At 61.9% G+C, this 13,097-nt stretch carries 8 protein-coding genes; 2 read left to right on the top strand and 6 right to left on the bottom strand.

The features are described from left to right. Window positions 1–6: 6 nt before the first annotated feature. On the bottom strand, window positions 7–4,056 hold the full coding sequence (gene purL, locus AC1D11_RS14075) for a phosphoribosylformylglycinamidine synthase (protein WP_477651311.1): 4,050 nt from the start codon (window positions 4,054–4,056) through the stop codon (window positions 7–9). Window positions 4,057–4,547: 491 nt separating this feature from the next. On the opposite strand from purL, the gene map reads away from it, so the two are divergent. Both map and AC1D11_RS14085 read left to right on the top strand, forming a co-directional pair. Next, window positions 4,548–5,390 carry a type I methionyl aminopeptidase gene (gene map, locus AC1D11_RS14080; RefSeq protein WP_477648399.1) on the top strand — a complete coding sequence of 281 codons (843 nt, stop codon included), beginning with the start codon at window positions 4,548–4,550 and terminating at the stop codon, window positions 5,388–5,390. 51 nt (window positions 5,391–5,441) lie between these two features. Then, window positions 5,442–8,033 (top strand): [protein-PII] uridylyltransferase, encoded by a 2,592-nt coding sequence (locus AC1D11_RS14085; protein ID WP_477648398.1) that lies wholly within the window; start codon window positions 5,442–5,444, stop codon window positions 8,031–8,033. Between the two features lie 4 nt (window positions 8,034–8,037). Here AC1D11_RS14085 and AC1D11_RS14090 read toward each other — a convergent pair whose 3' ends face one another. The 5 genes from AC1D11_RS14090 to AC1D11_RS14110 form a co-directional block, all read right to left on the bottom strand. Continuing rightward, window positions 8,038–8,748 carry a class I SAM-dependent methyltransferase gene (locus AC1D11_RS14090; protein WP_477648397.1) on the bottom strand — a complete coding sequence of 237 codons (711 nt, stop codon included), beginning with the start codon at window positions 8,746–8,748 and terminating at the stop codon, window positions 8,038–8,040. Window positions 8,749–8,834: 86 nt separating this feature from the next. Beyond that, complete coding sequence (def, locus tag AC1D11_RS14095; RefSeq protein ID WP_477648396.1) at window positions 8,835–9,374, bottom strand: peptide deformylase; 540 nt, start codon at window positions 9,372–9,374, stop codon at window positions 8,835–8,837. A 38-nt stretch (window positions 9,375–9,412) separates the two neighbouring features. Then, entirely contained in the window at window positions 9,413–9,604 is a 192-nt protein-coding gene (locus AC1D11_RS14100) for a hypothetical protein (RefSeq protein WP_477648395.1), read from the bottom strand. A 161-nt stretch (window positions 9,605–9,765) separates the two neighbouring features. After that, window positions 9,766–11,982: an NAD-dependent DNA ligase LigA gene (gene ligA / locus AC1D11_RS14105; protein ID WP_477648394.1), complete on the bottom strand. Its 2,217-nt coding sequence runs from the start codon at window positions 11,980–11,982 to the stop codon at window positions 9,766–9,768. A gap of 36 nt (window positions 11,983–12,018) precedes the next feature. Beyond that, complete coding sequence (locus AC1D11_RS14110) at window positions 12,019–13,092, bottom strand: cell division protein ZipA C-terminal FtsZ-binding domain-containing protein (protein WP_477648393.1); 1,074 nt, start codon at window positions 13,090–13,092, stop codon at window positions 12,019–12,021. Between the last annotated feature and the right edge of the window lie 5 nt (window positions 13,093–13,097).

Genomic DNA, 13,097 nt, shown 5'->3' on the forward strand with positions numbered 1-13,097 from the left:
TGCTGATCAACCTACCCACTTGCGCGCGTTGTGCCAGAGGCTCATCCACGGGCTGCGTTCGCCGGCATCGCCCGAAGTCCAGCTCTTCTGGATGTTGCGGAACACGCGCTCAGGGTGCGGCATCATGGCCGTGAAGCGGCCGTCGGCCGTGGTCACGGCTGTCAAACCGCCGGCGCTGCCGTTGGGGTTGGCCGGATAAGCTTCCGTCGCTTTGCCGTCGTTATCGGTAAAACGCATGGCGGCAATCGCCTTGGACGCATCGCCCCGGAAGGCGAAATTGGCATAGCCCTCGCCATGCGCGACGGCGATCGGCAGGCGGCTGCCGGCCATGCCCTGCAGGAAGATGCTGGGGGATTCCAGCACCTCGACCATGCTCAGGCGCGCTTCGAAGCGCTCGCTGCGGTTGGTGGTAAAGCGTGGCCAAGCCTCGGCGCCGGGGATGATGTCGGCCAGTTCGGCAAACATCTGGCAGCCGTTGCACACGCCTAAACCGAAGGTGTCCTGGCGCGCGAAGAAGGCCTTGAACTCTTCAGACAGCACCGGGTTGAAGGTGACCGAGCGCGCCCAGCCTATGCCTGCGCCCAGGGTGTCGCCGTAGCTGAAACCCCCGCAGGCCACGATGCCCTTGAAGTCGGCCAGCCTGGCGCGACCGGTTTGAAGGTCAGTCATGTGCACGTCGCAGGCTTCAAAGCCGGCTTCGGTGAAGACGTAAGCCATTTCCACATGCGAATTAACGCCCTGCTCACGCAGCACCGCAACGCGTGGCCGCGCCGACAGGTTGAGCGCGGGCGCCGACAGCACTTTGACTGGATCAAACGTCAGTTGCACATGCAGGCCCGGGTCGGCTGGGTTGCCGGTGGCCGCGTGTTCAGTATTGGCGCAGTCGGGGTTGTCGCGCTGCTGGCAGATCTTCCAGCTGACCGAATCCCAGACCTGGTGCAGGTCTTGCAGTTTGGCCGAGAACACGGCCTTGGTGTCGCGCCAGACCTGGATCTCACCTTTGCCGACTTCGAGCGAGGCATGCTGTGGGCGGGTCTTGCCAATGAAATGGCTGAATTTGGAGAGGCCGTGCTCACGCAGGGTCTGCATGGCCTCGTTGCGTGCCGACGTGGCCACCTGGATGACAGCACCCAGCTCTTCGTTGAACAGTGCCTTGAGCGTGAGCTCCTCGCGTCGCGCGCCGACCTGGCTTGCCCAGTTCTTGCTGTCGCCCGTGTCCATGCGGCTGTCGGAAATGCCGTCGCCTTCGACCTGCAGCATGTCGATGTTGAGCGACACGCCCACATTGCCGGCAAAGCCCATTTCGCAGACCGCGGCAAACAGGCCACCGTCGCTGCGGTCATGGTAGGCCATGAGCTTGCCCTCTTTGCGCAGTGCATTGATGGCATTGACGAGGTTGACCAGGTCTTTCGGGTCGTCGAGGTCAGGTACGTCGCCCTCTTCCTTGTCCAGCGTTTGCGCGAGGATGGAACCGCCCATGCGGTTCTGGCCTTTGCCCAGGTCGATCAGGATCAGTGTGCTGTCGGCTTCATCGCGATTCAGCTGCGGCGTGAGCGTGCCGCGGACGTCGGGCAGCGTGGCGAAGGCGCTCACGATCAGCGAGACTGGCGAAGTGACCTTCTTGCTGTCAGCGCCGTCGCTCCACACGGTGCGCATCGACAACGAATCCTTGCCGACGGGGATCGACACGCCCAGAGCCGGGCAAAGCTCCATGCCCACAGCCTTGACGGTTTCATACAGAGCCGCATCCTGGCCGGGCTCGCCGCATGCGGCCATCCAGTTGGCTGAGAGCTTGACGCGCGGCAAATCAATCGGTGCGGCCAGCAGGTTGGTGATGGCTTCGGCGACAGCCATGCGGCCTGAAGCAGCTGCGTTGACGGTGGCCAGCGGCGTGCGTTCGCCCATGCTCATGGCTTCGCCGGCAAAACCGCTGTAGTCGGCCAGCGTAACGGCGCAATCGGCCACCGGCACCTGCCAGGGGCCAACCATCTGGTCGCGGTGCGTGAGGCCGCTTACGGTGCGGTCGCCGATGGTGACCAGGAAGCGCTTGGACGCGACGGTCGGGTGGCTGAGCACTGCAATCGCGCTTTTTTGCAGGTCGACGCCGGTCAGGTCGATGGGCTTGATGGCGTGCTTGACGGATTTGACGTCACGGTGCATCTTGGGTGGTTTGCCCAGCAGCACGTTCATTGGCATGTCGACCGGGGGAGCTGCGTCCTTGTCGGATAGCACAAGTTGCTTCTCTTGCGTGGCCACACCGATCACCGCGAACGGGCAACGCTCACGCTCGCAAAAAGCCTGGAACTGCGGCAACGATTCGGGCGCAATCGCCATCACATAACGTTCCTGGCTCTCGTTGCTCCAGATTTCCTTGGGCGAGAGGCCGCTTTCTTCGAGCGGCACGGCACGCAAATCAAACTTCGCACCTCGCCCGGCGTCATTCACCAGCTCAGGAAAGGCATTGGACAAACCGCCGGCGCCCACGTCATGGATGGCCAGGATCGGATTGGCCCCGCCCAGCTGGGCGCACTGGTTGATGACTTCCTGGGCCCGGCGCTCAATCTCAGGGTTGCCGCGCTGCACCGAGTCAAAGTCGAGCTGCGCCGCATTGGCACCCGAGGCCATGGAACTGGCCGCGCTGCCGCCCATGCCGATGCGCATGCCGGGGCCGCCCAGCTGTATCAGCAGCGTGCCTGCCGGGAACAGGATCTTCTTGGTCAGCGCCGCGTCAATCGTGCCGACGCCACCCGCAATCATGATGGGCTTGTGATAACCCCAGCGCTGGCCGCCGACGGTTTGTTCATATTCGCGGAAGTAGCCGTTGAGGTTGGGCCGCCCGAACTCGTTGTTGAAGGCCGCGCCGCCCAACGGGCCTTCGGTCATGATCTGCAGCGGGCTGGCGATGTGCTCGGGCTTGCCATAGGACGTGGCGGCGTCGTCAAACAGCCTGGACACGGTGAAACCTGTCAGGCCCGCCTTGGGCTTGGAGCCGCGGCCGGTCGCGCCCTCGTCGCGAATCTCTCCGCCCGCACCGGTCGAAGCGCCAGGGAAGGGAGAAATAGCCGTGGGATGGTTATGTGTCTCGACTTTCATCAGCACGTGCATCAACACGTCATCGGTGGCGCTATAAGTTTGATAGCTGCTTGCGCCCGTCTCTGTTGGGCTGGAGGCCGATACGGCACCGTTTTTGGCATAAAACCGCTGCGTTTTATAGCCTTCCATGACCGAAGCGTTGTCCGAATAAGCCACTACCGTGTGCTGGGGGTGCAGCTTTTCGGTGTTGCGGATCATGCCGAACAGGCTTTTCTCCTGCACCACGCCGTCAATCGTGAAGTCGGCGTTGAAGATCTTGTGGCGGCAATGTTCGCTGTTGGCCTGGGCGAACATCATCAGTTCGACGTCGGTCGGGTTGCGTTTGAGCTGGGAGAAGGCATTGACCAGGTAGTCGATTTCATCGGCCGCCAGTGCCAGGCCGAACTCGGCATTGGCCTTTTCCAGCGCGGCCTTGCCGCCTCCCAGCACGTCAATGGTCTGCAGCGGCGCGCCCTGCAGTTCGGTGAAGAGGCCGGCAGCCTGCGCGCGATCCAACATCACGCTTTCGGTCATGCGGTCGTGCAGCAGGCCGGCAACCTGCTCTCGCTGAGCGTCAGTCAGGGCCGTTTTGCTGAAAAAGCCGCTTTTCAAGGTAATGCGGTATTCGGTGATTCGCTCAATGCGCTTGACGGCCAGGCCGCAGTTGTGGGCGATGTCCGTGGCCTTGGACGCCCAGGGCGAAACGGTGCCAAAGCGCGGAGAAACGATGAAAACCAGGGCGTCATCGGCCTTGCCGGCGGAAGCGGCGCAAGGGTCGCCATAGGTAAGCAGTGCTGCGAGCTGGCCCTTGACGGTGTCTGAAGGCGGCGCCTCTGTCGCAACCAGGTGCACAAACCGGGCACTGATGCCCACGATCTTGTCGTGGATGGCTTGCAGGCGGGGAAAGAGTTGCTGGACGCGGAAATCGCTGAGGGCGCTGATCCCGTGGGGTTCGCCCTCAAAAGTCGTCAGGTGCAGGGTCACGGTAGCGGTGGCCTTGTAATGGGAGGTGGGCAGCGCATGGCTGTTGGGTTTAACGGGCTAGCGTTAACCCGTAATTTTATCAGCGACTGAAGGCCTTCCCCGGTTTGCTGCCGGTGCGCCCGGGCACTTTTGCGGCCCATTCGGGCCACATTCGGGTCAAAGCCAAAGCCCCTTGGTCCCATGCAAGAACCTGTTCACGGTCTAAACGGGGTCGCGTTGGGGTGCAATCGGGATGAGTGGGCCGACCGAGACCGCCGCATGGGCCAATGCCCATGCAAGGGATCGGGTGGCTCAATCGCCCGATTTCACCCCAACACGGAGGGCAAGCGCCTTTTCGGGCGGTCTGCGGCGTTGCGGCGCTAGCCCATAGCTGGGCTATGGGCGTCGCACCGCGCCTTGCATCCCAATCCCGACAAGGTGCTTGCGCGGCCCCGTTTAGACCGTGAACAGGTTCAATGCATGTGCCCGGGAGCGGTGGGATAATCAGGGCCATGAGTATTACTTACAAAGATGCCGCAGGAATTGAAGGCATGCGCCTGGCGGGAAGGCTTGCTTCCGAGGTTCTGGACTACCTCACCCCCTTCGTGAAGCCGGGCGTCACCACCAATGAAATAGACCGGCTGGCCCATGACTACATGACCCAGGTCCAGGGCACCATTCCGGCCACCCTGGGTTACGGCCCTCCCGGTTATGTGCCTTATCCCAAGTCGCTGTGCACTTCCATCAACCACCAGGTTTGCCATGGCATTCCCAACGACAAACCGTTGAAAAAAGGCGACATTGTCAATATTGACGTGACCGTCATCACCAAGGACGGCTGGCACGGCGACAACAGCCGCATGTACCTGGTGGGCGAAGCTTCCATTGCGGCCAAGCGGCTCTGCCATGTGACCTATGAAGCCATGTGGCAGGGCATCATGCGCGTCAAGCCCGGGGTCAGGCTGGGCGATATCGGCTTTGCGATCCAGACTTTTGCCGAAAAACAGGGGTTTTCCGTGGTTCGCGAGTTTTGCGGTCATGGAATTGGCCAAAAATTCCACGAAGAACCGCAAGTGCTGCACTACGGCCGCCCCGGCACGCTCGAAGAGCTCACACCGGGCATGACCTTCACCATCGAACCCATGATCAATGCCGGCAAGCGAGACATCAAGGATGGCCCCGAGAAAGACGGCTGGAGCATCGTGACGCGCGACCACTCCCTGTCCGCCCAGTGGGAACACACCATTTTGGTGACCGAAACCGGCTATGAGGTACTGACCCTGTCCGCCGGCAGCCCGCCCATCCCGGCGTTTGTTCCGCAAAGCAGCCCTGCCCAAGTCGCTGTCAGTGCCTGAGCCAGGCGCACAGTGGCGCCTCGCGCACTTTCTGACCCTGCGAGCGCCGCGATGATCGAGCTGGCCCCGGTCCGCGAGCAATACAAAGCGGGGAAAGCTGCCCTCCTTGCCACGCTGGCCGCCAGCGGTGCGTCGTCCCGCGGCATCCACAGCCTGCTGCAAAAATTCGCCCGCCATGCTGACGCGACCCTGCAGCTGCTCTGGCAGCGCGCCGGTTTTCCGGCTTCAGCCTGCCTGGTTGCCGCAGGAGGGTTCGGCCGCGGCGAGCTGTTTCCCCATTCGGATGTAGACGTGCTGCTGCTGTTGCCGGACAGCGCCAACATCGACGGCGACCCGGCCCTCAAGGCCAAGGTGGAGAGCTTCATCGGCGCCTGCTGGGATGTGGGCCTGGAGATTGGCTCCAGTGTGCGGACGATTTCCGGCTGTGTCGAAGAAGCGGCCAAAGACGTCACGGTGCAGACCTCGCTGCTCGAAGCCCGCCTGGTCGCCGGGTCCAAAAAGAATTTTCTGCAGCTGCAAAACCGGCTGGCTGTCGTGCTGGATCCGCAGGCCTTTTACGTTGCCAAAACGCTGGAGCTGCGCCAACGCCACAACAAATTCGAAAATACGCCCTACTCGCTCGAACCCAACTGCAAGGAATCCCCGGGTGGACTGCGGGACCTGCAGGTGATTTTGTGGGTGGCGCGCGCCGCCGGCCTGGGTAAATCGTGGGACGACCTGGCCCGCAACGGCCTGGCCACGCCTTTCGAGGTGCGGCAGATCAAGGCCAACGAAGCGCTGCTAAGCCTCATCCGCGCCCGCCTGCACCTGATCGCCGGACGGCGCGAGGACCGCCTGGTGTTCGACCTGCAGACCGCCGTGGCCGAGTCCTTCGGCTATTCGGCCGAGGCCGACGATGGCAGCAAACTGCCACGCCGCGCCAGCGAGGCCGTGATGAAGCGCTACTACTGGGCAGCCAAAGCGGTCACCCAGCTCAACCAGATCCTGCTGCTCAATATCGAAGAGCGGCTCAATCCCAACACCTACCCGCTGCGGCCCATTAACGAGCGCTTTTACGACAAGGCCGGCATGCTGGAAGTGGCCAGCGACGACCTGTACGCGCGCGAGCCGCATGCCATCCTCGAAACATTTTTGGTGTTCGAGACAACCGTGGGCATCAAGGGCCTGTCGGCGCGCACCCTGCGCGCGCTCTACAACGCACGCGGGCTGATGAACAGCAAGTTCCGCAGCGACCCGGTCAACCGAGACACCTTCCGGCGCATCCTGCAGCAGCCCGAGGGCATCACGCATGCCATGCGGCTGATGAACCAGACATCAGTGCTGGGCCGCTACCTCTGGATCTTTCGCAAGATTGTCGGGCAGATGCAGCACGACCTGTTCCACGTCTACACGGTGGACCAGCACATCCTGATGGTTCTGCGCAACGTGCGGCGTTTCTTCATGGCCGAGCACTCGCACGAATACCCTATGTGCTCGCAGCTCGCGGCCGGCTGGGACAAGCCCTGGATTCTTTACATCGCCGCGCTGTTCCACGACATCGCCAAAGGCCGCGGCGGCGACCACTCCGAGCTGGGCTGCAAGGACGTGCGCGTTTTTTGCCGTCAGCATGGCATTGGCGCCGAGGACTCCAAACTCATCGAATTCCTGGTGGGTGAACATCTGAGCATGAGCCGCATCGCCCAGAAGGAAGACCTGAGCAACCCTGAAGTGATCGCTGCATTCGCCAAACGGGTGGGCAACGAGCGCTACCTTACAGCGCTCTACCTGCTGACGGTGGCCGACATCCGCGGCACCAGCCCCAAAGTCTGGAACGCCTGGAAAGGCAAGCTGCTGGAAGACTTGTACCGCTACACACTGCGCGTGCTGGGTGGCCGCGCACCCGACGCGGATGCCGAAGTGGAGGCCCGCAAGCGTGAAGCCCTGACCACGCTGGCCCTGCACGCCGAACCTTTCGAGGCACACAAGGCACTGTGGGATACGCTGGATGTCAGCTATTTCATGCGCCATGAGGCCTCCGACATCGCCTGGCATGCACGCCAGCTCTCGCGACACGTGGGCAAGGCCAAGGCGATCGTCCGCGCGCGTCGTTCGTCGGCAGGCGAAGGCATGCAGGTGCTGGTTTACACGCCCGACGCGCCCGACCTGTTTGCGCGCATCTGCGGCTACTTTGACGAAGCCGGCTTCAGCATCCTGGACGCCAAGATCCACACGGCCAAAAACGGCTATGCGCTGGATACCTTCCAGGTGGTGAGCCCCACGCTGGCCGACCACTACCGCGAACTGGCGGCCATGGTGGAGGCCGAACTGGATCGCACCATCGAGAACCCCGGACCTCTGCCGCCCCCTAGCAAAGGCCGTGTGTCGCGCCGGGTCAAGAGTTTCCCGATCGCTCCGCGCGTGGACCTGCGTCCCGATGAAAAAGCCCAACGCTGGCTGCTCAGCGTATCGGCCAGCGACCGGGTCGGACTGCTCTACCGCATCGCACGGGTGCTGGCCCGCCACCGCATCAACCTGCAGCTGGCCAAGGTCAGCACCCTGGGCGAGCGTGTGGAGGATACATTTTTGATTGATGGACCGGAGCTGCAGCACAACAAGGCGCAGATTGCGATCGAGACTGAATTGCTCGAAGCGCTCAATACCTGAAGCTTCAGGCGGCTGGTTTCCGCAAGTATTGCAGCAGCCGCCCCTTGTAACTGCCGCCGGCCGGCAATTTGGTCACGCGCGTCTCGGTGCGCGAATAGCCCAGCGCATCCATTTTGCGATTGAAGCTGGCCCGGTTACCGCGGTCGGGATCGACAATCAGCACCTCGGTGTGCGGCAGCGCATGGAGCTCGATGAACTGCGACAGCACCTCCGGCTGGCCACGGTCATACAGCACATCGCTGCCGATGATCAGGTCAAAGCGTTCCAGCAGCGGATTGGCGCGCGACCAGTTGCCCGTCTGATATTTCATCGCAGGCAAGTGGTTGAGTTTGAGGTTTTCCAGCAGGAACGCCGCTGCCAGCGGATGGCAGTCACTGGCGGTGATGTTTCCGCCGCGTCGATGCACAACAAGGCTGGCTAACGCCAGGCCGCAACCGAGCTCCAGAATGCGCTTGCCTTCCAGCTCGAAGGTCAGCATGGCATGGGCCAGCACACGGCCCGAGGGCCAGAGCAAACCGAATATCGGCCAAGCCGACGAGGAAATGCCTTCGCGTTCCGCTTCGCCCAACGGGTCGTGGAATTGCTGGCGATCCAGCAAGGAGCGTAGCTGCAGGTCGTCGCCACTGCCGCTCACGGTTTCAAATTTCAGCTGGTAGGGAGGTGGCGAAGCAGCTCCGTTGATGGAAACTGCTCCCGAGACGGGAGCGTGCGACATCCGGAAGCTTTCCTTGCGTACAACACGCTCTGGCGGGGCGAAATAGCCCTCGATCAGCTTCAGTGTACCCCTCGACGTTCCCTCTGTCAGTCGTCGTCCGACGCGTCCAGTCCGGGGAAAAGCACCTCGGTAAAGCCAAACTGGCTGAAGTCGCGGATGCGCATGGGATAAAGCTTGCCAATCAGGTGATCGCACTCATGCTGCACCACTCGCGCGTGAAAACCATCCACCGAACGCTCAATCGCATCACCGTACTGATCAAAGCCGCTGTAGCGAATCCGCGAGAAGCGAGGCACAAGGCCGCGCAGGCCGGGCACGGAGAGGCAGCCTTCCCAGCCGCCCTCTTCTTCAGGCCCCAGGGGCGTGATCAAGGGGTTCAGCAAGACAGTGCGGGGCACTACCGGTGCGTCGGGATAGCGCGGGTTGACCGTGTCGGTCCCGAAAATTACCAGTTGCAGGTCGACCCCAATCTGGGGGGCGGCCAGGCCCGCACCGTTGACAGCGCGCATGGTATCGAACATGTCAGCAATGAGCAGGTGCAGCTCGTCGGTGTCGAAGGCGGTCACGGGCTGAGCCACGCGCAGCAGCCGCGGGTCGCCCATTTTGAGGATTTCGCGAATGGTCATGCGCCGATTATCGTGGCGCAGAGCCTCATCGGGAGGTTTTAGCGCCAATGTCTGTAGCCCCGGTAATAGCCGGGCGCGGGCACTACCACCACGGGAGCCGGCTCCACGTAGACAGGACGGGCCGGGTAAACAGCCACGGGACGCGGGGCAATCGGCGCCACCACGCAGCCAGACAACAAAACAGCCAGGCCAGCGGCCCCTGCCAAGGCAGACAAACGTTTGTAATTCATGAAAAACTCCTGTGTGTACAGGTCTTTTCAACGTCTGGCGCAGTCGCCTGGCGTGACGTCCGGCGTGCAAACCCTGGTAACGCCATGTAAGCCGAGCTATTGGCTGGGCTATCAACGACACAACGACACGGTGCCAGGCGACGATGTTCCCATCGACGCCTTTACCCGGTTGCCAACATGGCCAGCAAGGCCGCTTCGTCGATGACCGGAACACCCAGCGTTTGTGCCTTGACCAGCTTGCTGCCAGCCTCTTCGCCGGCCACCACGTAGTCGGTTTTTTTACTGACAGAGCCAGCCACCTTGCCGCCGGCAGCCTCCACCTTGTCCTTGGCCTCATCGCGGCTCAGGGTGGGCAGGGTGCCGGTGATGACAAAAGTCTTGCCCGACAGTGGCTGCGGCGCCCGGGCGGCGGGCTCGCCCTCCTCCCAGGTCACGCCGCAGGCGCGCAGCTGTTCGACCACCTCGCGGTTGTGCGGCTGTTCAAAGAAGGTGCGAATACTTTGGGCAACGATGGGGCCCACGTCGCTGACTTCCAGCAACTGCGCCTCGGTGGCGTCCATGATGGCGTCCAGCTTGCCGAAATGGCGCGCCAATTCTTTGGCGGTGGCTTCACCCACATGGCGTACGCCCAGGCCAAACAGGAAGCGCGGCAGCGTGGTTTCTTTACTCTTATTGATAGCGAGGACCACATTCATCGCAGACAGCTGCGCCATTCGCTCCAGTTTTTTCAGCTCATCAATCGCGATGTTGTTGCGCTCTTCGACAGATAGTTCTTTGTAAAGATCTTCTACTGCAATCTGTTTAATTTCAGCGAGTGCGAACAACCCAAGACGGTAGAGATCAGCTAACGTTCTCACTACGTTGCGCTCTACCAGTTGGTCCACCAACTTCTCGCCTAGACCTTCCACCTCCACCGCGCGGCGTTGAGCGAAATGCAGGATGGCCTGCTTACGCTGGGCGCCGCAAAACAAACCACCAGTGCAGCGATGGTTCGCTTCTCCTTTTTCTCGCACCACGTCACTGCCACAAATAGGGCATTTAGGGGGCATACGAAAATTTGGAACATAGCTACTGCGGGGATAGTGACGGAAAGGAGGCTCTAGGGACTGAGCATCACCGCTATTGAGCAACTGCTGAACTCTGCCCACAACTTCAGGGATCACATCACCAGCTCGGCGCACAACCACTAGGTCACCTACTCGTACATCCTTTTTGCGAACCTCAAACAAATTGTGCAGCGTAGCGTTGGAGACGGTAGTGCCTCCCACAAACACCGGCTCCAGCCGTGCCACAGGCGTGAGCTTGCCCGTACGCCCCACCTGCACGTTGATATCCAACACCTTGGTCATCTGCTCCTGCGCCGGATATTTGTGGGCTACCGCCCAGCGTGGCTCGCGGGAGACAAAGCCCAATTGGCGCTGCAGCGCCAGGCTGTTGACCTTATAGACCACACCATCAATGTCAAACGGCAGTTGGTCACGTAGGGCGCCAATGCGCTGGTGGTACGTTATTAACTCAGGGGCACCTTGCGCAATATCCACATGGTCTGTCACCGGAAACCCCCATGATTTGAGGATTTTCAGCATGGCGTAGTGCTTGTCAAACGCAGGCCCACCCTGCTCCGAGGGCGTGACATCACCCAATCCATAGGCAAAAAAGCTCAAAGGACGTTGCATCGCGATGCTTGGATCCAACTGGCGCACGGCACCAGCAGCAGCGTTGCGTGGATTCACAAAGGTTTTATCGCCCTTTTCGCGCTGCTTTTCATTGAGCGCCTCGAAATCCGCGCGGCGCATGTACACCTCGCCCCGCACTTCCAACACAGGAGGCACGCCGGCAGGCAAACGAAGCGGGATCTGGTTGATGGTCCGGATGTTCTGCGTCACGTCTTCGCCGACTTCACCGTCGCCGCGCGTGGCAGCCTGCACCAGGATGCCGTTTTCATAACGCAGGCTCATCGCCAGGCCGTCGAATTTGAGTTCGGCCACGTATTCGACAGGCGGGTCGGATTCCGCCAGACCCAGCTCCTTGCGCACACGGGTGTCGAAGTTCTGGGCGCCTGTAGCTTCGGTGTCGGTTTCGGTGCGAATGCTGAGCATGGGCACCTTGTGGCGCACACTGGCGAATTGGTCCAGCGGCTTGCCGCCCACGCGCTGGGTCGGTGAATCGGGTGTCAGCAGCTCAGGATGAGCCGCCTCAAGCGCCTGCAACTCTTTGAACAACTTGTCGTATTCGCTGTCGGGAATCGTCGGCTCATCGAGCACGTAGTAGCGGTGCGCGTGCAGGTGCAGCTCCGTGCGCAACGCAGCGACGCGCTCCGCGACGGAGGCCGGCTGCGACGAGGGTTCGGGCTGCGCAAACAGGTCTTTGGTGGCCATGAGGAAAGTCGAAAACGGGCGAAAAGCCCGGAAAAATCAGGAAAAGAGCCGGCGCCCCAGCACCGAGCCTGCCGACAAATCGCGGCTGTCCAGCGTGTCATAAAGCTGCTCCAGGTCGGCGTGGATGACTTCCATCGCCTCGGGCCGGATCAGGTTGCCGTTGTCGTCGATGATCACGCCGTCCATATTGGCGGCCAGGGACAGCGCGGCTTCGCACATGCGTGCAAAGGGTTGCTCAGAGCGAGAAACCTGTGGAACGTCGAGCGACAGCGTCAGTTCGCGCAGCGCCGTCTGCTCCGGGTCCTCTGCCATGGCGGCCTGTGTGTCGAAGGCCAGCCCCAGGATGGGAGCCTGCCCCTGCTGGCTCGCCGGCAATACCATGCGTCCGGGAATGGAACCGGGAACGAAGCCCAGCCGGGCCGCACTTTGGTGGACATAACCCGGACTCCAGGCCGTGTTGACGGCGCGCAGGGTAAAGCTCAGCTGTGCGTCATGGCCGCTGGCAAACTGGTCGAGTTCACGGGCACGCGCCACCTCGTCCAGCATTTCCGGAAACTCCGGTTCACCGCCCACCGCATCGGCAAACGCCTGTGCTTTCATCACGAATTCAGAGTATTCAATCTGGTTCAGCGCACCGGTGCGGTTGGCCAGTTGCACGCCGCACTGAAAAGCGCTGTAACGATGCCCTGCTGTGGGGAATTCCCATTGGCCTGTAATGGCGCTCAGGCCTTCCACGCCGAAAGGCTTGCTGCCGGCCCGGCGCGTGCTGGGCATGGCGGCAAGTGCGGCTTCGCCCGACACCATGCCCTCAATCACCACGGGCGCAACGGCATCAATCAGCACGTCAAGGCCTGGTTTTCTGTCGGATGCAATCATCGTGGCGAGCGAGGCCAGAGATGCCAGGCCAGAATCCACGTCAAAACTGGGTTCCAGCCGTTCAGCAGCGGCACCTTCGCCACTTTGTGCGGGTGCAAGCTCTTGCTCGGGAGCGGGGGCTTCCGGTGTGGCCTGTTTGGGCAGGTTTCTGCGTGAGGACCAGGCGCTGTGTGCCACCACACCGGCCAGCACCAGCCCGCCCACCACCGCCAGACTGATCTGCAAGGTGCTCATGGTGG

The sequence above is a fragment of the Polaromonas sp. P1_E11 genome, from assembly GCF_056405995.1.